The organism is Nocardioides luteus (assembly GCF_000960475.2).
In the GTDB taxonomy this organism is placed as follows: Bacteria; Actinomycetota; Actinomycetes; order Propionibacteriales; family Nocardioidaceae; genus Nocardioides; species Nocardioides luteus_A.
In genome coordinates, this window is sequence record NZ_JZDQ02000001.1 from 101,832 (window position 1) to 123,024 (window position 21,193).

The window sequence follows — 21,193 nt, forward strand, 5'->3', positions numbered from 1 at the left end:
GCTCGATAGGCTCGGGACCATGGACGCCTCGCCAGCGGAGAAGTACGCCGCTTTCCAGCGTGACAAGGGCTACCCCGTCTTCCGGGACTTTGCCGCGCTCTACGATTTCGGGCTCGACGACTTCCAGGTCGAGGCGTGCAGGGAGATCGAGGACGGCAAGGGCGTCCTGGTCGCCGCGCCGACCGGTTCCGGCAAGACGATCGTCGGCGAGTTCGCCATCCACCTGGCGCTCGCCACCGGCCGCAAGGCGTTCTACACCACGCCGATCAAGGCGCTCTCCAACCAGAAGTACAACGACCTGGTCAAGCGCTACGGCCCCGACAAGGTCGGCCTGCTGACCGGCGACAACGTCGTCAACGGCGAGGCGCCGGTCGTGGTGATGACCACCGAGGTGCTGCGCAACATGCTCTACGCGGGGTCACACACCCTGATGGGGCTCGGGTTCGTGGTCATGGACGAGGTCCACTACCTCGCCGACCGCTCCCGCGGCGCGGTCTGGGAGGAGGTCATCATCCACCTGCCCGAGTCGGTGTCCGTGGTGTCCCTGTCGGCGACCGTGTCCAACGCCGAGGAGTTCGGCGAGTGGCTCACCACCGTCCGGGGCGAGACGACCACGATCATCGAGGAGAAGCGGCCGGTCCCGCTCTACCAGCACGTGATGGCCGGGCGCCGGATCATGGACCTGTTCGCCTCCTCCGACGTCGACGCCGCGGCCGGGTTCGTCAAGGAGGGCGCCCCCGTCAACGGCGAGCTGATGAAGCTGGCGCGCGACGACTGGGCGGCCGGACGGATGACGGACCGGCGTACGCCCAAGGACAGGCGCAAGGGCAACGGCAACCGGCGGGTGGGCAACGGGCGACGCGTCTGGATCCCGAGCCGCGTCGAGGTGATCAACGCACTGCAGCGCGACAACCTGCTGCCCGCGATCAACTTCGTCTTCTCCCGGGTCGGCTGCGACGCCGCGGTGCAGCAGTGCATCCAGGCCAACCTGCGGCTGACCACGCCCGAGGAGCGCGACGAGATCTTCGCCTACGTCGAGGAGGCTTGCGCCGACCTGCCCGACGAGGACCGCCACGTGCTCGGCTACCACGACTGGGTCGACGGGCTCACCCGTGGCGTCGCGGCCCACCACGCCGGCCTCCTGCCGGCGTTCAAGCAGGTCGTCGAGGAGCTGTTCCTGCGCGGCCTGGTGAAGGCCGTCTTCGCCACCGAGACGCTCGCGCTCGGCATCAACATGCCCGCCCGCACGGTGGTCATCGAGAAGCTGTCGAAGTGGAACGGCGAGGCCCACGTCAATCTCTCGCCCGGTGAATACACCCAGCTGGTCGGCCGCGCCGGCCGCCGCGGCCTCGATGTCGAGGGCCACGGTGTCGTGCTCTGGCAGCAGGGGCTCAACCCGCGCGAGCTCGCCGGCCTCGCCTCGACGCGTACGTACCCGCTGCGGTCGAGCTTCAAGCCGTCCTACAACATGGCGGTCAACCTGGTGCACCAGTTCGGCCGGGCGCGCTCGCGCGAGCTGCTGGAGCAGTCCTTCGCGCAGTTCCAGGCCGACAAGGCGGTCGTCGGACTGGCCCGCCAGGTGCGCAAGGCCGAGGATGCCCTGGAGGGCTACCAGGAGGCGGCGACCTGCGACCGCGGCGACTTCATGGAGTACGCCGGGATCCGCCGCAAGATCTCCGACATCGAGAAGTCCTCCTCCCGGGAGCGGCGCGCCGACCGTCGCGAGGAGATCATCGAGTCGCTCTCCAAGCTGAAGATCGGTGACGTGATCGACGTGCCGACGGGCAAGTTCGCCGGCTATGCCGTCATCGTCGACCCGGGGTTCGACCCCGACGGGCCGCGCCCCTACGTGGTCACCCAGGACCGGCAGGCCCGCCGCCTGGCGATGATGGACTTCAACGTGCCGATCGCCGCCCAGACCCGGCTGCGGGTGCCGAAGTCGTTCAACGGCCGCAACCCGCAGATGCGCCGCGACATGGCCTCCCGGCTGCGGGAGAAGACCCGCGACCTGCGTCCGGTGCCCTACGAGGCCTCGCCGACCGCCCGCAAGGAGCGCAAGAGCTCGGTGGAGACCCAGATCTCCGAGCTGCGCCGCGAGCTGAAGATGCATCCCTGCCACGACTGCCCCGACCGCGAGGACCACGCCCGCTGGGCCGAGCGCTGGTTCAAGCTGTCGCGCGACACCGACACGCTGCGGCGCCGGGTGGAGGCGCGCACCAACACGGTCGCGCGCACCTTCGACCGGGTCTGCGACGTACTCGTCGCGCTCGACTACCTCGAGGGCGAGACCGTCACCGAGCGTGGCACCCACCTGATGCGGCTCTACTCCGAGATGGACCTGGTCGCCGCCGAGGCGCTCCGCGAGGGCCTGTGGGACGACCTGACCCCCTCCGAGCTCGCCGCCGCCCTCTCGGTGCTGGTCTACGAGGCCCGCCGCGCCGACGACGCCTCCCCGCCCCGCCTCCCCGGCGGCCGGGTCAAGGACGTCATCGCCGAGACCGTACGCCTCTGGGGCCAGCTCGACGCCCTCGAGCGCGACCACAAGCTCGACTTCCTCCGCCAGCCCGACCTGGGCTTCGCCTGGGCCGCCTACCGCTGGGCCGAGGGCGACGAGCTCGACGACGTGCTCGGTGAGGTCGAGCTCGCCGCCGGCGACTTCGTCCGCTGGGTCAAGCAGCTCATCGATCTCTGCGGCCAGGTCGCCGACGCGGCCGGCGACGTCCCGCTGCGGCGTACGGCCCGGCAGACCATGGATCTGCTCAAGCGGGGTCGTGGCGTACTCCTCGGTGGTCGAGTAGGAGGAGCCGCTCAGCGGCGTCTCAGCCCGGTGAAATACGATGGAGCGGTGGACGTGACTCCCTACGATGCCTTGCTGTTCGTCTCTTTCGGGGGGCCGGAGAAGACCGAGGACGTGGTGCCGTTCCTGGAGAACGTGACCCGGGGGCGGGGGATCCCGCGGGAGCGGCTGGTCGAGGTCGGGCAGCACTACTTCGACCGCGGCGGGAAGTCGCCGATCAACGACCAGAACCGGGCCTTCCTGGCTGCGTTGCGCAGCGACCTGGCCGAGCACGGGATCGATCTGCCGGTCTACTGGGGCAACCGCAACTGGGACCCCTACCTGAGCGACACGGTCGCCCAGATGCGGGCCGACGGGATCAGGCGGGCCGCGGTCTTCGCGACCAGCGCGTACTCCTCGTACTCCTCGTGCCGGCAGTACCGCGAGAACCTCTTCGAGGCGTGCGACACGACCGGTGGCGTCGAGAGCGCCCCGGTGCTGGACAAGCTGCGGCGCTACTACAACCACCCGGGCTTCGTGGCCCCGGTCGTCGACGGCGTGATCGCCTCGATCGAGGACCTTCCCGAGGCGGAGCGCGACGGTGCGCGGATCCTGTTCGTGACCCACTCGATCCCGACCTCGATGAACGACAACGCCGGCCCCGACGGCAACGCGTACGTCGCCCAGCACCTCGACGTCGCCGCGGTGATCGCCGAGCAGGTGGCCGAGAGGCGCGGGGTCACCCACGAGTGGGACCTCGTCTACTGCAGCCGCTCCGGCGCCCCGCACATCCCGTGGCTCGAGCCGGACGTGAACGATCACCTCGAGGAACTGGCGGGCAAGGACGTCAGAGCCGTGGTGATGTGCCCGGTCGGCTTCGTCTCCGACCACATGGAGGTCGTCTACGACCTCGACACCGAGGCCCTGGCGACCGCGGAGAAGCTCGGGATCCACGCACGACGCAGCCCGACGGCGGGGGAGGACCCGCGCTTCGTGGCCGCCGTACGCGACCTGCTCCTCGAGCGCGCCGCCGTGGAGCGCGGAGAGGCCCCTGAGCGGCCGACGGTCGGTGACCTGGGGCCCGGCCCCGACCGCTGCCCCGCGGGCTGCTGCTTCAACCAGCGTTCCCAGCTGCCGACTCTCTCCGGAGAGGACTCGCCCCAGTACTCGGGGTGATCACCGGCGGCATAGGGTCGGCTCCATGACAGACCACCCAGCGTCGGCCCCGCCCGCCCCCAAGTCCGGAGACCTGCTCGCGCTCGCCGTGGCGACCGCCCGCGCGGCCGCCGATCTCGTCCGCGAGCGGTCGGCCGGCGTCGTCGAGGTGGCGGCCACCAAGTCCACCGCGACCGACGTCGTCACCGAGGCCGACCGGGACACCGAGGCGCTGATCCGACAGCTGATCACCCGGGAGCGTCCCGAGGACGCCTTCTTCGGTGAGGAGGGCGAGGAGACGACGGGCACCAGCGGCGTCCGCTGGATCGTCGACCCGATCGACGGCACCGTGAACTTCCTCTACGGCCTGCCGCGCTACGCCGTCTCGATCGCCGCCGAGTATGCCGGTGAGGTCGTCGCCGGAGCGGTCATCGACGTGCCCGCCGGCACCCTCTACGCCGCCTTCCGGCAGCCCGACGGGTCGGTCGCCGCCGTCAGGGACGGCGAGCCCATCGCGGTGCGCCCGCCGACCGAGCTCGCCCAGCGGCTCATCGCGACCGGCTTCTCCTATGACGCCGGTCTGCGCCGGGTCCAGGCCGAAGCGCTGGTCCGGCTGCTCCCGGTCGTGCGTGACGTTCGTCGCATCGGCTCGGCGGCCCTGGATATCTGCGGTGTCGCGGAGGGGACCCTCGACGGCTACCTCGAGGAGGGGCTGCACCTGTGGGACCACGCGGCGGCCGGTCTGGTGGCCGAGGCGGCCGGTGCGCGATGGGAGGCGACGACCGGCATCGGCGGTCGCCGGTTCGTCATCGTCGCGCCCGCCCACGGCTACGACGAACTGCGGAAAGCGGCTGTTCAGGCCGGTTTTCTGCCAGTTGACTCGCTCCCGGGTGTCGTACCCGACTGAAAGCCGCCGGTTGATGTAGATCTATGACCGGCCGACGGCCGGGACGGTCCCGGAGTCCCGTCGGCCAGCCGCGTTCACCCACCCGAAACTCGCTGCTCATCCATACCCGTGATAGGGAATACCGCCAGATGACAGAACGTTTCGGCGACGCGGATCCGGTTGAGTGTGCGAAATGCACGTGAATAGTGCACAATCACGGGCCGTGCCGCTGCCCTCGGGGGCGCGCGGGGGGACTGAAGATGAGTGAGAAGGGGAGTGGCGCATATGGCGACGGACTACGACGCACCGCGTAAAAATGAAGAAGACCAGTCCGAGGAGAGCATCGAAGAGCTCAAGGCTCGTCGTCATGACAAGAACTCGGGCAAGGTTGACGAGGACGAGGCCGAGGCGGCCGAGTCGTTCGAGCTCCCGGGAGCCGACCTCAGCCATGAGGAGCTCGCGGTCGAGGTCAAGCCGAAGCAGGAGGACGAGTTCACCTGTATGAGCTGCTTCCTGGTCCACCACCGCAGCCAGCTGGCTGACGAGAAGAAGATGATTTGCTTTGACTGCGCGTAAGCGCAGTCAAAAACGCCGAGTCGGCGCGTTTGTATGGCTTGCGCTAGCAAGCGCTTTGTACAAACGCGCCGACTCGGCGAAAACCCGGCGCAAGCCAGGTTGAGAAGAAGAAGGCCGCACGGATCCCGTACGGCCTTCTTGCTTTTCTCAGGCGATCAGCGTTCGTCCTTCTCCAGCTGCTTCGGCAACCGACCGACCGACTTCACGTAGTAGTTGGCCGCACGACGCTGGGCGAACATCCGCGCGAGCGCGACGGTGGCCCCGGTCGCGGCCGACCAGAGCACGGCCTCCACGAGGCGTACGTCGGGGTCGGCGGGGTTGGCCGGTGGTTTGCGTCCGGTGGACGCCTTCCAGCCGGAGGAGAGGACCTTGTTGGTGACCTTGGCGGCCCCGATTCCGCTGACGAGGGCCATGATCGCCCAGACCTTGTCGCCCTTCGCTCCAGAATCAGACCCAGCCTTTGTGGACTTGGACATGCATCGAGCCTAGGCCATCGGCTCGAGGATGCCCCTCAGAGACTCGCTCGGAGCGCGTTGACCGTCTTGGCGAGCGCCACCGGGTGCCGGGTGAAGAGCAGCCAGTAGGGCGTCGGGTCGGCCGGGTCGTCGATGGCGACCCGGACCGCGCGCTTGAGGTAGGGACGAAGGAGCAGGTACGCCCGGGCGTCGGCGTCACGCCCCGCCAGGTGGTGTGCCTCGGTCTCGTCGAGAGCGATCGCCTCGCCGAGGTAGCGAGCCTCGATCCGGGCGGGGCCGGCGCGCAGGATGCCGTCGGAGATCGTGATCCTGGCGTTGCCGTAGACGATCATCGCCAGCGCGAACAGGCTGACGGTCGCCGCGGTGATGCCCCAGGCGAGCGCGGCCGGAACCCAGAGAATGACGGCGATCCACAGGGTCGCCAGGAACATGACGCCCTGGACCCACCACCTCAGCGGCACGGTCAGTCGCTCGTCGTACGCCGGGGTGCTCACGATTCGTGAGTTTTTCACGCCGGTCAAGGGAGTCACGAATCGGGCGAGGCTCGAAGCATCTAAGGTGCGGGTTGTGTCTGATCTCGAAGTAGCCCTGGTGCGTCTCGACGCGGAGCTGCCGCCCCCTGCGTACGCCCACCCGGGAGATGCCGGTGCCGACCTGCGCACGACCGTCGACGTGACCCTGAAGCCGGGGGAGCGCGCCCTGGTGCCGACCGGCATCGCGATGGCCCTGCCTCAGGGTTACGTCGGCCTGGTCCACCCCCGCTCCGGGCTGGCCGCCAAGCACGGCCTCTCCATCGTCAACGCCCCCGGCACGGTCGACGCCGGCTACCGCGGTGAGGTGAAGGTAGCGCTGATCAACCTCGACCCCGTCGAGGCCATCGAGCTGCGCCGCGGCGACCGCATCGCCCAGCTGGTGATCCAGCGGGTCGAGCAGGCCCGTTTCGTGGAGGTCTCCGAATTGCCGGAGTCGGTCCGTGGCGCGGGGGGATACGGTTCTACAGGGGGCTTCTCCGACCGCTGAGGGATCAGTGTTAGATAAGTCTCCTCTCAAGTCTCACCGCAACCTGAAAGCAGATGGTCGTGAAGTTCCGTCGCAAGTCCACGCCCTCCCACCGGGGAGAGCCGTCTGCATCCGTCGGCGATCGGCCCGTGGCCGACGAGCGGCCGGTGCCGGCCGCTCCCGAGATCGGGCCGTTCGACATCGACTCGGCCCCCGACGGTCTGATCACCGGTGACTGGGTCGACCTCGGCTCGATGATGCTCGCCCCGGCGCCCGGCAAGGAGCTGCGTCTCCAGGTCGACGAGAAGTCCGGCCAGATCGCGGCCGTGATGCTGACCGCCGAGGACGGCGCCATGGAGCTGCGCGCCTTCGCCGCTCCCCGAAACGGCGACCTGTGGACCGAGTCGCTGCCGATGCTGCGCGACGACGTCCAGCAGCGTGGTGGAGCCACCGCTGACCTGCAGGGTCCGTGGGGCACCGAGCTGATCACCCAGATGAAGGTGAAGCTGCCCGACGGCCAGCCGGCGGTCCAGCAGACCCGCATCATCGGCGTCAACGGCCCGCGCTGGATGCTCCGCGCCACCATGCTCGGCCGCCCGGCGATGGAGCCGACCGCCGGCAAGGAGTGGGAGAAGCTCCTGGAGCAGGTCGTGGTGCGCCGTGGCGTCGAGGCCAAGCCGAAGGGCGAGGCGCTCGAGGTCAAGCTGCCGCCCAACGCACGCCGCGTCGAGAAGTGAGCACCTAGCGATGTCCAAGGGACGGCTGCGCGCCAAGCTCAGCGAGTGGGCCAACACCGCCTCGATCGACGCGAGCGAGATCCGGGCCGCCTACGTCGCCAAGGATGTCGCCTCCATCTCCGACGCGCCGGACCGTGAGCCGGTGCGGTTGCGGGGGACGTTGCGTACGATCACGCTGCGGCCCCGCGGTGGTGTCCCGGCGCTGGAGGCCGAGCTGTTCGACGGGTCCGGCACCTTGACGATCATCTGGCTGGGTCGCCGGCACATCGCCGGGATCAGCCCGGGCCGGTCGCTGCAGGTGCAGGGCCGGATCGGCCGCACCGATGGCCAGCGCATCATGTTCAATCCACGCTACGAGCTGATTCCGGACCCCAACGAGTGAGCCAACCACACGTGAGCCCCGCCTCTGAGACGCCCGCCGACGGCGAGGGCGACCAGCACCACGACCACAACCATCCGACGGTCGACACCGTCGAGGCGGTCGTACGCCGCCAGATGTCGGCCGGGCTGGGCGGTGTGCGCGGGATGCTCGAGGCCGGTGTGCCCGGCCTCGTCTTCACCATCGCCTGGCTGGTCGTCAAGGACCTCAAGGTCGCGCTGATCGCCTCGGCGGCGACTGCGGCGGTCTTCTTGGTGGTCCGGCTGGTGCAGCGCTCGAGCCTGCAGTACGTCGGCAACGCCATCTTCGGCATCCTCATCGGCTTCGCCGTGGTGCGGCTGGCCCAGTCGATGGGCGGCACGGCCGAGGAGCAGGCGCTCGCCTACTTCCTGCCCGGCATCCTGATCAGCATCGGCTACACCGTCGTGGTGGGCGGCCTGTGCCTGATCGGGTGGCCGATCTTCGGCTTCTTCATCGGCGTCGCCAGCGGCGACCCGCTCGAGTGGCACCAGGACAAGCAGATCGTGAAGCTGTGTACGCGGCTGACCTGGCTCTTCCTGGCTCCCGGCGCGATCGGCGCGGCCATCCAGGGCCCGATCTGGTTCCTGGCCTGGAGCGGCGCGATCGACCGCGACTGGGCGATCCTCGCCCTCGGCATCCTCCGCACCGGCCTCGGCTGGGCGCTGCGGATCGCCTGCTACGGCACCATGATCTGGCTCCTCGCGCGCAACCACACCCCGGTGCAGCAGGCGAAGTGACCACCGGGCTCTGAGAGCCCCTTCTCGGGATACGGTGCTGCGGGTGGAACTGCGAGTGGTGAGGCCGACGCGCGGAAGCGTGTGGCTCGCCCTGCTCGCCACGGTCGAGATCCTGACCGGCGCGACCCTGGCCCACCTCGCCGCCGGCGGCACCCTGCCAAGCGCAGGCTGGCTGGCCGCGGCGGCTCTCGCCGTCTTCGGTGCCGGCGTCGTGGTGCTGCAGCGGCGGGTCGGACTCCTCGGCGGCGCGCTCCTCGCCGGACTGTCCCAGCTGGGTCTCCACGAGGTCTTCACCGCGCTCTCCGCGGCCCCCGGCGCCGGGCACCAGCACGCGGTCGGCACCTCGCTCGGCACCGGCGACGGCGCCGCGATGCTGCTGGCCCACGCCAGTGCCGCGGTGCTCTGCGTGGTCGTCTGGGTGCTGCACCGCAGAGCCCTCGCCGTTGCCGTACGCAGCCTCCCGATGCCCCGGGCCACGCCAGCCGGTCGCCTGCTCGCCGAGACCGGCGAGCTGGTCCCGCGACCGGCCCTGTGGGCCGATGTCTCTCCGCGAAGGGGACCGCCGAGGCCGGCCGGCCTCTGAGATCCCTCTGCGAGCACCACCGGGCGGGTCCCGGTGGCTGTCTTGCGTACCCCGAAATCGCGAGAAGAGACACCTCGAATGACCGTTCCCACCCATCTCCGGACCGCACCACCGACCGAGCCAGAGACCACCGACCCGGGCCGCCGGCCCGGCTGGTGGCCGATGCTCCGACCGCTCGTGCTGCGGCTGCACTTCTACGCGGGCGTGCTGGTCGCCCCGTTCATCCTGGTCGCCACGGTGACCGGGCTGCTCTACACGATCGCCCCGCAGGTCGAGCAGATCGCCTACCGCGAGCTGACCCACGTCACCCCGGCCGGCGAACCGGTCCCGCTCGCCGAGCAGGTCGCCGCCGCTCGGGCCGCCCACCCCGACGGCACCGTGATCCGGGTCGACGTCCCGGAGGCGGCCGACCGCAGCACCCGGGTCGTCTTCACCGACGAGACCGTCCCGGCCGACTACGCCATGTCCGTGTTCGTGAACCCCTACACCGGCCAGGTCCAGGGCCAGGTACGCAGCTACGGGCAGTGGCTCGGCTTCCGGGCCTGGCTCGACGAGCTCCACCGCAACCTGCACCTGGGTGCCGTCGGGCGTCAATACAGCGAGCTCGCGGCCAGCTGGCTGTGGGTGGTCGCCCTGGGCGGTCTGATGCTGTGGCTCGGGCGGTGGCGCCGTGACCGGCAGGACCGGCGGATCCGGCGGATGCTGGCGCCCGATCTCAGGGCCACCGGGCGTTCCCGGGTGATGTCGTGGCACGCCGTCGTCGGGGTGTGGCTCCTGCTGGGTGTGCTGGCGCTGTCCGTCTCCGGGCTGACCTGGTCACGCTTCGCCGGTGCGAACATCGGCGAGGTGCGTACGGCGCTGTCGTGGACCGAGCCCACGCCGGCCACGTCGCTGCACGGCGGTGGGACGGCCGCCGAGCACGCCCACCACGGCTCGTCGGCCGCCACGACGGACGATCCGGACGCGGTCTTCTCCGCAGGGGCGGGCATCGACGGCGTACTCGCGACCGCGCGGGACGCCGGTCTGGGAGACCCCCTCTATCTGGTGCCTCCGGCCGACTCGAGCAGCGCCTGGACCGCGGCCGAGAACAAGCGTGACTGGCCCACCCGCTACGACGCCATCAGCGTCGATCCGGCGAGCGGTGAGCTGCTGGACCGGGTCGACTTCGCCGACTGGCCGCTGATGGCCAAGCTGACCGACTGGGTGATCGGCGCGCACATGGGGATCCTGTTCGGCGTCGTCAACCAGCTGGCGCTGGCGGCGCTCGCGATCGGCCTGATCGCGGCGACGCTGCTCGGCTACCGGATGTGGTGGCTGCGGCGCCCCCGCGGTGCACGCGGCCTGCGGTTCGGCCGACCTGTGCCGCGGGGTGCCTGGCGGCTTCTGCCGTGGCCGGTGATGGTGGCCGTCGTCGTGGTCACCGTGGTGGTCGGGTGGTTCGTGCCGATGCTGGGGGTGACGCTCGTCGGGTTCCTCGTGGTCGACGCCGCGATCGGCGCGGTGCGCGGCCGCGGCTGAACCGCTCTGGGTCAGGCGGCGCAGGCGGCGCAGAGACCGAAGATCTCCACGGTGTGGTTGACGTCGGTGAAGCCGTTCTGCGCCGCCACCTTGTCGGCCCACGTCTCCACGGCCGGCCCCTCGATCTCCACGGCCTTGCCGCAGCTGCGGCAGACCAGGTGGTGGTGATGGGTCGTGGAGGCGTCGCCACACAGCCGGTAGGTGGACTCGCCGTCGGGCTTGTGGATCACATCGGCGAGGCCGTCGTCGACGAAGATCTGCAGGTGGCGGTAGACCGTGGAGAGGCCGATCTTCTCGCCGTTGGCTCGCAGCGTGGCGTAGACGTCCTGAGCGCTGCGGAAGGTGTCCTCGGCGGCGAGAGCCTCCTTCACCGCGGCGCCCTGGTTGGTTGCGCGCCGCTTGACCTGCTGGGTTGCTGCCATGAGCGACATGTTAGTCGGTAGCGGTATGGATTCCGTGGCCGGTGCGGCGCGAGAACACGGTGTGTCATAATGGGAACGATTCCGAATAAGACGAAAGGCTGCCATGTCACGCACGTGTCAGGTCACCGGTGCCCGCCCGGGCTTCGGCAACAACCGCCCCTGGTCCAAGAAGGCGACCCGGCGACGCTGGGAGGTGAACCTGCAGAGGAAGACCTACTACGTCCCCACCCTGGGCCGGAAGGTCACCCTGCGGCTCAGCACCAACGCGATCAAGCAGATCGACGTACGCGGCATCGACGCCGTCGTCGCCGAGATGCGCGCCCGGGGGGAGAGGCTCTGATGGCCAAGAAGTCGAAGATCGCGGCCGAGGCCAAGCGCCGCGAGATCGTGGAGAGGTACGCCGAGCGCCGGGCCGCGCTCAAGGAGGAGATCCGTGCTGCCGAGCCGGGCTCGGCCGAGCAGGCCGAGGCGGTCCGTGCCCTGTCCCGCCTGCCGCGCGACTCCTCGCCCGTACGCCTGCGCAACCGTGACCAGGTCGACGGCCGGCCGCGGGGCTATCTGCGCAAGGCCGGGGTGTCCCGGATCAGGTTCCGCGAGCTCGCGCACCAGGGACATCTGCCCGGGATCACCAAGTCCAGCTGGTGAGTTCCTAACGAGAACCATTCCGGGTCGGCGAGGCGCAACCCGGCCGTCGTCCGGCTGTGCTAAAAACACCGCCCATGAGCACGAAGACCCCCGAGCGGGACACGACCGCCGACAAGCCCGGGTTCAGGCTGGGGCAGACCGAGGTCGTCGCGGTCGTCCTGCTGGTCATCCTGCTCTCCCAGCGGTGGCTGCTGCCGCTGCTGGACCACGACCTGTTCAACACCTGGGGCACGATCTTCGTCGCCATCGTGGTGCAGTCGGCGCCGTTCCTGCTCGGTGGCGTGCTGCTCAGCGCCGTCATCTCGACGTTCCTCTCCGAGAAGGCGCTGAGCAGGATCGTGCCCAAGCGCCCGGCGCTCGGTGTCCCGGTCGCCGGCCTGGCCGGGATCGGGCTGCCGGGTTGCGAGTGCGCCGCGGTGCCGGTGACCAACTCGCTGATCCGCCGCGGCGTCACTCCCGCGGTCGCGCTGACGTTCCTGCTGGCCGCGCCGGCGGTCAACCCGGCCGTGCTCGTCTCGACCGCGGTCGCCTTCCCGGGCCAGCCGATGATGGTGCTGGCCCGGTTCCTGGCCTCGCTGATCACCGCGGTGGGGGTCGGTTGGATCATGCTCGCCCGCGGCAAGCTGCTGCTCGAGCGGCTGACCGACCTGGGGCGTGACGAGCACGCCCACGAGAGGTCCTTCCTCGGCAACGTCAGCCACGACTTCCTGCACGCCTCCGGCTTCCTGGTGCTGGGGGCCATGCTGGCCGCGGCGGTCAACACCTTCGTACCCCGCTCGGTGGTCAACACCGTCGCGGGCCAGGCCGTGCTGGGGATCGCGACGCTGGCGCTGTTTGCGTTCATCGTGGCGCTCTGCTCGGAGTCCGACGCGTTCGTGGCGGCCTCGTTCACCGCCTTCTCCGACACCGCGAGGCTGGTCTTCCTCGTGGTCGGCCCGGCGATGGACATCAAGCTCGCCTCCATGGAGGCCGGCCAGTTCGGCATGGGCTTCGCCCTGCGCTTCGTCCCCTTGGTGATCATCACGGCGGTCGCCTCCGCCGTCGGCGTCGGATGGTGGCTGCTGTGAGCGAGCGCCAGCGAGTGAACCAGTCGATCAACGCGCGGCCGCGTCCGTACCATGGCGCTCGCGCAACGGAGGTGGCCGCGTGACTCGTACGACCCAGGCTCTGGTGGTCGGCTTCCTCGGTGCCGTCCTGCTGCGGCTCTCGCTCGGCGACGGCTATCTGAGGTACGTCACCAGCTGGATGAAGTGGCCCCTGGTCGCCACCGGCGTGGTGCTGCTCGGGCTGACCGTGTGGATGCTGCTGCGTCCGGCGCCCGCGGAGGACGGCGACGACCATGACGACCACGGCCACAAGGTGCCGGCGATGACCTGGCTGGCGATCGTGCCAGGCGTGATCGTCTTCGTGGCCAGCCCGCCGTCCCTGGGCGCCTACCTGGCCGAGCGGCGTGCCGACGACCCGGTCGCGGCCGCTCCCGACGCGAAGATCCTGCCGCTGCCCGCCTCGGACGGGCCGGTCGACGTCGAGGTCGCCGAGTTCATGTGGCGTGCCGGCGTCGAGGACGGCTCGACGATCAAGGACCGCGACGTACGCCTGACCGGCTTCGTCAGCACCGACGACAACGGCAACTGGTACGTCACCCGCATCGCCATCGCCTGCTGTGCTGCCGACGCGACCGCCTCCCGGGTGCGGGTGGAGGACTACGACGACGCTCCCGAGCGCGACTCCTGGGTCGCGGTCACCGGCCGCTGGGTCGAGGGCACCGCTCCGGGCGGCAAGTCGGAGACGGCCATCGAGGCGTCCTCCGTCGAGCCGCGCGAGGCGCCGGCCAACACCTATCAGTGAGCGACGATGGGTGATCCGAGACGCTCCGGCAACCCTGCCCGGCGGGCCGCGGCGCAGCGGGAGACGACCTGGCTCGACCGCCTCCCGCACCCGCCACGCGCGCTCATCGTCGGTGCGCTGATCGCGGTCGCGATCGGCGTCGTCGTGCTCACCCGGGACCTCGGTGGTTCCGAGGATCCGGCGGCCGCTCCGCGCGGGGCCGAATCGTCCGCCGCCGCGGTCCCCGCGGGGCCGGTGGCGTCCCTGGAGGAGTTCTGTGGCGCCGTACAGACCATGGCGAACGCCCACGCGACCCAGATGTCCACCCCGAACGACGGGAACGAGACGGCGCTGGGTCTGGCAGCGACAGGGCTGCAGTCGATGGGCGTCCCGGAAGGTACGCCGGCAGCTGCTGTCGAAGGCGTGCGGATGATGATCGAGGACGCCCTGCGCACCGGCCGCGGCCAGGACCCGCTCGAGCGCAGCGACGCCCAGAACCTGGCCTACGAGCGGCTCGGCGAGTTCCTCACCGAGAGCTGCGGCGCGAGGGACTAGGGATACCCGGTCGACCGGGTATCCCTGGACCTGTCGGGTGTTTCAGTGCCCGTCAAGTCCAAGTTTTCCCGGTCAACCGGGTATCCATGGGACTGCTGTGACGAGCCACCGTCACGGCCTCCGCCGGTGGAGCAGCACGACCGAGTCCTCGAGGGTGGCCGGCTCGCCGGACGGGGCGGTCACGGCCCGGTGGCGGTGCTCGAGGACGACGGTCTCCCAGGCGTCCTCGGGCAGGTCGAGCGCCTCGAGCTCCTCCTTGGCGTCGAGGAAGCGGTGCACGTGGGCGGAAGGGTCGGCCCACGGCGGCGCCGCGGCGTGCGAGGTGATGAGCAGGTGGCCACCCGGGTTCACCATCTCGGCCGCGCGGCGCAGGATGTCGGTGCGGGGCAGCTCGACGGGGGAGTGGAAGAAGCTCGCGGTGACCAGGTCGTAGCCCTCACCGAGGTCGGTCAGCGAGGAGAGGTCGGAGACGATGAACCGGGCCTGCTCCTCGGCGAGACCGGCGGCCGCGGCGGCCTCCCGACCACGTGCGACGGCGTTCTCGGAGATGTCGATGCCGGTGGCTCGCCAGCCCTGATGCGCCAGCCAGATGACGTCGGCGCCCTCGCCGGAACCCAGGTCGAGGGCCGTCCCGGGCTCGAGGCCGGCGGCGATGTCGCCGAGCACGGCGTTGACCTTGCCGGACCAGATCCGGTCGCTGCCGGCGTACTTGTCCTGCCAGAAGTCCACCGCAGTCGGCCCGGCCACGGCACGGTCGAAGTCGTCGGTGACCAGGGTCATGTTCACGACGATGCCGGCCATGGTGCCGGCGCTCATGCTGATCGGGACGTTGGCCATCGGGTTGGAGACATTGCCGACCGCCCAGATCCGGTCGCTGCTGGTCTTGCCGGTCGCGTCGACGGCGAGGAAGCTGCCGACCGGGGTGTCGGTGCGCTCGAGGCCGAGGTGGGTCAGGAAGTCGTCGTGCGGGCGCAGGGTGCCGGCGGTGAAGAGGGCGCCGACCTCGGTGGTCGACCCGTCGGCGGTACGCACCGCGGTGACCTGGTCGCCCTCGCCGAGCACCTCGACGACCGGAGCCGGGACGAGCGTGATCCCGCGTGCCTGCAGCCGCTGCTCGTCGGCCTCCTCGAGCTCGCCGAGCCCGGCGGTGAACACGACGACGTCGTCGCTCCACTGCCGGATCAGCTGCGCCTGGTGCATCCCGAGCGGTGAGGTGGTCAGGACGCCGAGGCGCCGGTCGCGCACCTCCCAGCCGTGGCAGTAGGGGCAGTGCAGCACGGTCGCGCCCCAGCGCTCGGCCAGGCCGGGGATGTCGGGGAGGTCGTCGGTGACGCCCGTCGCGACGATCGCGACGCGGGCGGTGAGCCGCTCGCCGTCCTCGAGGAGCACGCTCACGCCGTCGTCGGTCTCGTCGAGGCGGGCGACGCGGCCCGGCCGGATCCCCACGTCGTACGCCGCCAGCTCCTCGCGCCCCGTGCGCAGCAGCTCGGCGGGGTCGATGCCCTCGTGGCCGAGGACGCCGTGCATGTGGGTCGTGAAGCGGTTGCGGGGGAGGCCGGAGTCGATCACCAGCGTCCGGCGGCGGGAGCGGCCCAGCATGAGGGCCGCGGAGAGTCCGGCGGCACCGCCGCCGATGACGATGACGTCAAGGTGTTCTGGGTGTGTGTTCATGTCATCCAGTTCAGTGGCACAATGAAAGAACGGCAAGGGTTCTTGCTGAATTGGCAAATGCGAGGTGGAGCACATGATCGACGAGCTCAAGCAGGTCGGCCCACGGATCAGGGCGATCCGGCACAGCAGGGGATGGACTCTGGAGCAGCTGGCCGCGATGGCCGAGATGTCGCCGAGCACCCTGTCGCGACTCGAGTCGGGCAAGCGGCAGGCGAGCCTGGAGCTGCTGATCCCGCTGACCCGCCACCTCGGCGTCGGCCTCGACAGCCTGGTGACGCCGTCGGTCCCGGACCCGCGGGTGCGCCGGCCGGTGATCCGCCGCGACGGCATGGAGATCGCGCCGCTGACTCCCGAAGGGTCGCCGGTGAGCACCTTCAAGATCACCTACGAGCCGGTGACCGAGGTGCCGGAGCCGCGCGTCCACGACGGCTACGAGTGGCTCTACGTCCTCTCCGGCAAGCTGCGGCTCCTGCTGGGCGATCGTGACCTGGTCCTCACCCGTGGCGAGGCCGCCGAGTTCGACACCCGGGTGCCGCACGCGATGTTCGCCACCGGGTCGCGCCCGGCGCAGGTGCTGAGCATCTTCAACAGCGACGGCGTACGCATGCACACCCACACCGCCGAGGAGTGAGTCCCGCCTCGATGTGAGCCGGCGACCTCCAGGGTGTAAGATGAGAATCGTTATCATTAACCACAGCGGGAGGTCCCCATGAAGCAAGGCATCCACCCCGTCTCCGGGCCGGTCGTCTTCCGCGACCGCTCGGCGGACAAGCTCTTTCTGATGCGGTCGACGCTCGTCGAGCGTCTCGCCGACGACCACGAGCGGGTCACCTGGGAGAACGGGGAGACCTATCCGGTCGTCGACGTCGACGTCTCCAGCGCCAGCCACCCGTTCTGGACCGGCCGCGGCCGCGTGGTCGACACCGAGGGACGGGTCGAGCGGTTCAAGCGCCGCTACGGGCGCGGCTGATGGGCGCGCCGCTGAACCTCTCCCGACCCAAGGTTCCGGTGATCCTGGTGAGCGGGGTCGAGGAGGGCGCGATGCTCTCGGCGACCATCTCGCTCCAGTTCGGTCTCCCCGACGCGGTCACGGTCCGCCACGTCATCGACCCCGCGCGCCAGCTCCTCACCCGCGTCGTCAGCGACGTCACCGGCGTGATCGAGCACGAGGAGATCGACCTCGCCCACGCCTGCGTCGCCTGCGCGATCCGCGAGGACATCGTGCCGACGCTCGAGCGGCTCGCCGCCCAGGGTCGCTGGGGGAGCATCGTGGCCTGTCTGCCGGTCGCCGCCGAGGCGGTCCAGGTCTGCCGGGTGCTGGCCTGGGCGCCGCGGATGGCGCCGCACATCGGCATCTCCGCCGTGGTGGCGGCGCTCGAGGGGGCCGCGGTCGCCGAGGATCTGCTCGGTCCCGACCTCCTCGACGAGCGCGGCCTGGCCACCTCCGAGGACGACCGCCGCGGCGTCGCCGAGGTCGCCAGCGCGATCGTGGAGTACGCCGACGTCGTCTGCCTCACCCAGGCCCCCGAGCCCGAGGAGGAGTCGCTGGTCGCGACCCTCGCCCGGCCGCGTACGCCGGTGGTGACCGATCCCTCGCTCCTGGACGCCGCGGGTCTGGTCGCCGGTGTGCACCGCCACCACGCGGTGGAGGCCTGGGTCGCGGAGGTACGCCGCAACCCGCTGCCGCCGCTGCCCGAGGGCGGAGCCTGGCGGCTCGACCTGCGCTCGGAGCGCCCGATCCACCCGGTCCGCTTCCAGGAGGAGCTGGAGATCCTGGGTGGCGGCCCGCGCCGCTCGCGCGGCTGCTTCTGGGTGCCGACCCGGCCCGACGACATCTGCGTCTGGGACGGGGCCGGCGGCCAGGCGAGCGTGGGCTCCACCCAGAAGTGGGGCCGCACCGACCGGCTCACCCGGATCGTCGTGGTCGGCATCGACGACGAGGCCGACCAGATCTCGGCCGCCTTCGAGCGCGCCCTGCTCACCGACCAGGAGATCGCCCAGCGCGGTCAGATCTGGGAGGAGTCCTGGGACGGGCTCGAGGACTGGCTCGGCCCCATCGGCCGCGCCGCCTGACCCGAATCCGCATCAACCACCGAAGGAGGCCGTCATGGCCGTACCCAAGCGCAAGATGTCGCGCAGCAACACCCGCCACCGCCGCTCGAGCTGGAAGGCGACCCCGGTCGCGCTCGTGCCCGTGACGGTCGACGGGCAGACCTACGGCGTACCCCGCCGACTGGTCCGCGCGGTCCAGCGTGGCTACGTCGACCCCGCCGAGCTCGGCTGAGAGGAAGCACCAGATGCCCAGACGACCACCGTCTCCCGTCCGCAAGCGGCGCAAGCCGCTGCTGGCTCCTGACGTGACCTACGTCGACTACAAGGACGTGCAGCTGCTGCGTACGTTCATCTCCGACCGGGGCAAGATCCGCTCCCGCCGCGTCACCGGAATCACCCCGCAGCAGCAGCGCGCCGTCACCAAGGCGATCAAGAACGCCCGCGAGGTCGCGCTGCTGCCCTACACGAGCACGAAGGGATAGCCCCCATGAAGGTCGTCAACTCCATCCGGTCGCTGAAGAATCAGCCCGGCTCCCAGGTCGTACGCCGCCGCGGCCGGGTCTACGTCATCAACAAGTTGAACCCGCGGCTGAAGGCCCGGCAGGGCTGAGCCAACACGCCGACGGCGCCGAGTCCCTGGTCGGGGCTCGGCGCCGTCGTGCGTCGGGAGCCGTGATCACCGGATGGCGGAGTGAGTCTCAGCGTTCCTCGCGGAACTCGACGTGGCGCCGCACCACCGGGTCGTACTTGCGCAGCACGATCCGGTCGGGAGTGTTCCGGCGGTTCTTCATGCTGATGTAGGTGTGGCCCGTGCCTGCGGTGGAACGGAGCTTGATCTTGGGGCGTACGTCCGACGACCTGCTTGCCATGCTCGACCTCTAACTCTAATGAGAATGGTTATCAAGAACAGGATAGCGTGAGACTCCGGGGTCGGAAAACGCGTGAAGGGCCGGATCGCATCGATCCGGCCCTTCACAGGTGTCCAGGGGCTCAGCCCTTGGCGACCCGCTCCTTGAAAGCGGAGCCGGCCTTGAACGCCGGGCCCTTCGAGGCCGGGATCTTGATCTCGGCGCCGGTCTGCGGGTTGCGGCCGGTGCGAGCCGAGCGCTCGCGCGACTCGAACGTACCGAAGCCGGGCAGCGTGACCTTGTCGCCGTCAGCGACGGCCGCGCTGATCGCCTCGATGGCGGCACCCAGGGCGGCGGAGGCCTGCGTCTGGGTGATCTCGGCCTGCTTGGCGATTTCGCTCACCAGGTCGGTGCGGTTCATGCGATCTCCTTTAATCGTTGATCCGAGCCGCAAAGGTTGACGAGTTGCGGCTCGTCGCCAGCGTAGGCCAGACCTGCGAATGTTCAACGTTCACGCGCCGCGTGTCCCGCGTGGTTACGGGCTCTGCGGGGTCTGCGGGGCCTCGAGGAGCCGCCATCCCTCGGCTTGCGTACGTTCGCGCCAGAAGTCGAGGTAGCGGCCGCCGTGGACCAGGAGCTCGGAGTGGGAGCCGCGCTCGACGATCAGGCCGCCGTCGAGGACGACGATCTGGTCGGCGGCCACCACCGTCTGGAGGCGGTGGGCGATGACGATGACCGTACGGTCGGCCGACAGCGCGGTGAGTGCCTCCTGGACCGCGGCCTCGTTCTCGGCGTCGAGGGCGGCGGTCGCCTCGTCGAGGAGGACGACGGGAGCGTCCTTCAGCAGAGCCCGGGCGATCGAGACCCGCTGCTTCTCGCCGCCCGAGAGGGTGGAGCCGGCCTCGCCGATCCGGGTCTGCCAGCCGTGGGGGAGCCGCTCGACGATGTCGTCGACGCGGGCCAGCCGGGCGGCCTCCTCGAGCTCCTCCTCGGTGGCGTCGGGCCGCGACATCATCACGTTGTCGCGCAGGGTGCCCTCGAAGAGGTAGACGTCCTGGAAGACGATCGAGACGCGCCGCATCAGCGCCTCGGTCCCCAGATCGCGTACGTCGACCCCGCCGAGCCTCACCGAGCCCGCCGTCACGTCGTGGAACCGGGCGACCAGGCGCAGCAGGGTGCTCTTTCCCGAGCCCGAGGGCCCGACCACGGCGGTGAGCGAGCGAGGCGGAACCGTGAGGGACACCTGGTCGAGCACCTGGGCGGCGCCGTCGTAGGAGAAGGCGACCTCGCGCAGCTCGATGCCGCTGTCGGCAGGCTCGGCGGGCGTGGCCGGCTCGGGGAGCGGCTCGAGCGCGAGCACGTCGAGGACACGTCGCAACGACCCCTCGGCGATCCGCAGCGCGCTGGAGAGCTCGCCGTAGTCGATGAGCGACTCCACGAACCGCACCGTCAGGACGAGGAGCCCGATCGCGATGGCCGGGGCGAGCGTGCCGCCGAGGCTGAGGTGGACGGCCAGCGCGATCACCAGGGTGAGCAGCGCCTGGATGGAGAGCAGCTGGATCCCCAGGCCGCCGAACCCGGTGACCAGCAGCCGACGGGAGGCCCGCTTCTGGTCGCGCAGCGCGGTCTCGACCAGCTCGTTGCCGTGGACGGTGCGCCCGAAGACCCGTAGGGCGGGCTGGTTGAGCGCGAACTCGACCACCCGCGCCGAGCCCTCCGCCATCGCGGCGTCGTAGGCGCCCTCGCCACGGCCCACGATCACCGCCAGCAGCCGGGTGGTGGCCAGCACCGCGACGACGCCGACGAGGAGCGCGAGCGCGAGGCGCCACTCCAGGAACGCCATCGCGACGACCACGGTGACCGGGCTGACGACGGCGGCGATCAGCGGTCGCAGCAGATGCCCGGGCACGGAGGCGATGTCGGTGGCGCCCTTGGAGGCCATCCGGGAGAGCTGTCCGGTGCGGTCCTGGTCGTACCAGCCCAGCGGCAGCCGCACGGTGTGGTCGCCGAGGCGGCTCAGGGTGATGTCGAGCAGGTCGCAGGCCAGGTCGTAGCCGTCCAGGTTGCCGACGGTCAGGGCGATGTGATGGGCCACGAAGAGGCCGGCGAGCACCCCGAGCCAGGTGGTCGCGGCGTCCCAGTCCTGGCGCAGCGCGGCGTCCAGAACGGGCACGACACAGGCGAACGCGAGGCCCTGGAGCACCCCGGTCGTGACGAACATCGCGACGACCCGGGTGAGCTGGCGCCGGTGCGGGCGGTCCACGAGCGCGGCGAGCAGACGGACGATGGTGATCATGCCGCCGCCTCCGTAGCGCAAGCGCGAGTGTGCG

At 70.4% G+C, this 21,193-nt stretch carries 26 protein-coding genes and 2 pseudogenes; 21 read left to right on the top strand and 7 right to left on the bottom strand.

What is annotated here, in order from left to right:
- Positions 1–19: 19 nt before the first annotated feature.
- The 4 genes and pseudogenes from UG56_RS00515 (at position 20) to UG56_RS00530 (ending at position 5,393) form a co-directional block, all read left to right on the top strand.
- Positions 20–2,798 (top strand): annotated as a pseudogene (locus UG56_RS00515) (DEAD/DEAH box helicase).
- 74 nt (positions 2,799–2,872) lie between these two features.
- Positions 2,873–3,952, top strand: a pseudogene (locus UG56_RS28600) (ferrochelatase); the annotation flags it as partial.
- Positions 3,953–3,977: 25 nt separating this feature from the next.
- The gene (locus UG56_RS00525) at positions 3,978–4,838 is read left to right on the top strand and encodes an inositol monophosphatase family protein (RefSeq protein WP_045547232.1); all 861 of its coding nucleotides are present in this window, start codon (positions 3,978–3,980) and stop codon (positions 4,836–4,838) included.
- A 264-nt stretch (positions 4,839–5,102) separates the two neighbouring features.
- Positions 5,103–5,393, top strand: a complete 291-nt coding sequence (locus UG56_RS00530; RefSeq protein ID WP_040755057.1) for a DUF4193 domain-containing protein — start codon at positions 5,103–5,105, stop codon at positions 5,391–5,393.
- A 155-nt stretch (positions 5,394–5,548) separates the two neighbouring features.
- Here the strand turns inward: UG56_RS00530 and UG56_RS00535 are convergent, their stop codons facing one another.
- Both UG56_RS00535 and UG56_RS00540 read right to left on the bottom strand, forming a co-directional pair.
- Entirely contained in the window at positions 5,549–5,869 is a 321-nt protein-coding gene (locus tag UG56_RS00535) for a DUF4235 domain-containing protein (RefSeq protein WP_045547231.1), read from the bottom strand.
- Positions 5,870–5,904: 35 nt separating this feature from the next.
- Positions 5,905–6,363, bottom strand: a complete 459-nt coding sequence (locus UG56_RS00540; RefSeq protein WP_045547230.1) for a DUF3093 domain-containing protein — start codon at positions 6,361–6,363, stop codon at positions 5,905–5,907.
- A gap of 73 nt (positions 6,364–6,436) precedes the next feature.
- On the opposite strand from UG56_RS00540, the gene dut reads away from it, so the two are divergent.
- From dut to UG56_RS00570, 6 genes are all read left to right on the top strand, one after another.
- Positions 6,437–6,889 carry a dUTP diphosphatase gene (dut, locus tag UG56_RS00545; protein WP_045547229.1) on the top strand — a complete coding sequence of 151 codons (453 nt, stop codon included), beginning with the start codon at positions 6,437–6,439 and terminating at the stop codon, positions 6,887–6,889.
- 53 nt (positions 6,890–6,942) lie between these two features.
- A complete protein-coding gene (locus UG56_RS00550; protein ID WP_045547228.1) occupies positions 6,943–7,605 on the top strand; it encodes a DUF3710 domain-containing protein in 663 nt (220 codons plus the stop codon).
- Positions 7,606–7,615: 10 nt separating this feature from the next.
- The gene (locus UG56_RS00555) at positions 7,616–7,987 is read left to right on the top strand and encodes an OB-fold nucleic acid binding domain-containing protein (RefSeq protein WP_045547227.1); all 372 of its coding nucleotides are present in this window, start codon (positions 7,616–7,618) and stop codon (positions 7,985–7,987) included.
- Between the two features lie 11 nt (positions 7,988–7,998).
- Complete coding sequence (locus UG56_RS00560) at positions 7,999–8,742, top strand: DUF3159 domain-containing protein (RefSeq protein WP_045547226.1); 744 nt, start codon at positions 7,999–8,001, stop codon at positions 8,740–8,742.
- A 43-nt stretch (positions 8,743–8,785) separates the two neighbouring features.
- Positions 8,786–9,325: a cell division protein FtsQ gene (locus tag UG56_RS00565; RefSeq protein WP_084100249.1), complete on the top strand. Its 540-nt coding sequence runs from the start codon at positions 8,786–8,788 to the stop codon at positions 9,323–9,325.
- 78 nt (positions 9,326–9,403) lie between these two features.
- On the top strand, positions 9,404–10,843 hold the full coding sequence (locus tag UG56_RS00570) for a PepSY-associated TM helix domain-containing protein (RefSeq protein ID WP_084100252.1): 1,440 nt from the start codon (positions 9,404–9,406) through the stop codon (positions 10,841–10,843).
- An 11-nt stretch (positions 10,844–10,854) separates the two neighbouring features.
- Here UG56_RS00570 and UG56_RS00575 read toward each other — a convergent pair whose 3' ends face one another.
- Positions 10,855–11,265 (bottom strand): Fur family transcriptional regulator, encoded by a 411-nt coding sequence (locus UG56_RS00575; RefSeq protein ID WP_045547246.1) that lies wholly within the window; start codon positions 11,263–11,265, stop codon positions 10,855–10,857.
- A gap of 103 nt (positions 11,266–11,368) precedes the next feature.
- On the opposite strand from UG56_RS00575, the gene rpmB reads away from it, so the two are divergent.
- The 5 genes from rpmB to UG56_RS00600 all read left to right on the top strand — a co-directional run bounded on the left by rpmB (position 11,369) and on the right by UG56_RS00600 (position 14,292).
- Positions 11,369–11,605: a 50S ribosomal protein L28 gene (gene rpmB / locus UG56_RS00580; protein WP_045547224.1), complete on the top strand. Its 237-nt coding sequence runs from the start codon at positions 11,369–11,371 to the stop codon at positions 11,603–11,605.
- On the top strand, positions 11,605–11,910 hold the full coding sequence (gene rpsN / locus UG56_RS00585; protein ID WP_045547223.1) for a 30S ribosomal protein S14: 306 nt from the start codon (positions 11,605–11,607) through the stop codon (positions 11,908–11,910). The genes rpmB and rpsN overlap by 1 nt, the downstream gene beginning before the upstream one ends.
- Before the next feature lie 74 nt (positions 11,911–11,984).
- A complete protein-coding gene (locus UG56_RS00590) occupies positions 11,985–12,977 on the top strand; it encodes a permease (protein ID WP_045547222.1) in 993 nt (330 codons plus the stop codon).
- A 79-nt stretch (positions 12,978–13,056) separates the two neighbouring features.
- Positions 13,057–13,758, top strand: coding sequence for a TIGR03943 family putative permease subunit (locus UG56_RS00595; protein WP_052693179.1), 702 nt, complete (start codon positions 13,057–13,059; stop codon positions 13,756–13,758).
- A 6-nt stretch (positions 13,759–13,764) separates the two neighbouring features.
- Positions 13,765–14,292 carry a hypothetical protein gene (locus UG56_RS00600; RefSeq protein WP_045547221.1) on the top strand — a complete coding sequence of 176 codons (528 nt, stop codon included), beginning with the start codon at positions 13,765–13,767 and terminating at the stop codon, positions 14,290–14,292.
- A 111-nt stretch (positions 14,293–14,403) separates the two neighbouring features.
- On the opposite strand, the gene UG56_RS00605 is transcribed toward UG56_RS00600, so the two are convergent.
- Positions 14,404–15,963: an SAM-dependent methyltransferase gene (locus UG56_RS00605; protein ID WP_045547220.1), complete on the bottom strand. Its 1,560-nt coding sequence runs from the start codon at positions 15,961–15,963 to the stop codon at positions 14,404–14,406.
- Positions 15,964–16,036: 73 nt separating this feature from the next.
- On the opposite strand from UG56_RS00605, the gene UG56_RS00610 reads away from it, so the two are divergent.
- The 6 genes from UG56_RS00610 to ykgO all read left to right on the top strand — a co-directional run bounded on the left by UG56_RS00610 (position 16,037) and on the right by ykgO (position 18,625).
- A complete protein-coding gene (locus UG56_RS00610) occupies positions 16,037–16,594 on the top strand; it encodes a helix-turn-helix domain-containing protein (RefSeq protein ID WP_045547219.1) in 558 nt (185 codons plus the stop codon).
- 78 nt (positions 16,595–16,672) lie between these two features.
- Positions 16,673–16,933: a type B 50S ribosomal protein L31 gene (locus tag UG56_RS00615; protein ID WP_045547218.1), complete on the top strand. Its 261-nt coding sequence runs from the start codon at positions 16,673–16,675 to the stop codon at positions 16,931–16,933.
- A complete protein-coding gene (locus UG56_RS00620; RefSeq protein ID WP_045547217.1) occupies positions 16,933–18,036 on the top strand; it encodes a CobW family GTP-binding protein in 1,104 nt (367 codons plus the stop codon). The genes UG56_RS00615 and UG56_RS00620 overlap by 1 nt, the downstream gene beginning before the upstream one ends.
- Positions 18,037–18,070: 34 nt before the next feature.
- Positions 18,071–18,247: a 50S ribosomal protein L32 gene (gene rpmF, locus UG56_RS00625; protein ID WP_045547216.1), complete on the top strand. Its 177-nt coding sequence runs from the start codon at positions 18,071–18,073 to the stop codon at positions 18,245–18,247.
- Between the two features lie 13 nt (positions 18,248–18,260).
- Complete coding sequence (rpsR, locus tag UG56_RS00630; protein ID WP_045547215.1) at positions 18,261–18,497, top strand: 30S ribosomal protein S18; 237 nt, start codon at positions 18,261–18,263, stop codon at positions 18,495–18,497.
- Between the two features lie 5 nt (positions 18,498–18,502).
- On the top strand, positions 18,503–18,625 hold the full coding sequence (ykgO, locus tag UG56_RS00635; protein ID WP_045547214.1) for a type B 50S ribosomal protein L36: 123 nt from the start codon (positions 18,503–18,505) through the stop codon (positions 18,623–18,625).
- Positions 18,626–18,713: 88 nt separating this feature from the next.
- Here the strand turns inward: ykgO and rpmG are convergent, their stop codons facing one another.
- The 3 genes from rpmG to UG56_RS00650 all read right to left on the bottom strand — a co-directional run bounded on the left by rpmG (position 18,714) and on the right by UG56_RS00650 (position 21,159).
- Positions 18,714–18,884 carry a 50S ribosomal protein L33 gene (rpmG, locus tag UG56_RS00640; protein WP_045547213.1) on the bottom strand — a complete coding sequence of 57 codons (171 nt, stop codon included), beginning with the start codon at positions 18,882–18,884 and terminating at the stop codon, positions 18,714–18,716.
- 121 nt (positions 18,885–19,005) lie between these two features.
- Complete coding sequence (locus UG56_RS00645; RefSeq protein ID WP_371264369.1) at positions 19,006–19,371, bottom strand: HU family DNA-binding protein; 366 nt, start codon at positions 19,369–19,371, stop codon at positions 19,006–19,008.
- Between the two features lie 27 nt (positions 19,372–19,398).
- On the bottom strand, positions 19,399–21,159 hold the full coding sequence (locus tag UG56_RS00650; RefSeq protein ID WP_045547211.1) for an ABC transporter ATP-binding protein: 1,761 nt from the start codon (positions 21,157–21,159) through the stop codon (positions 19,399–19,401).
- Positions 21,160–21,193: the final 34 nt, after the last annotated feature.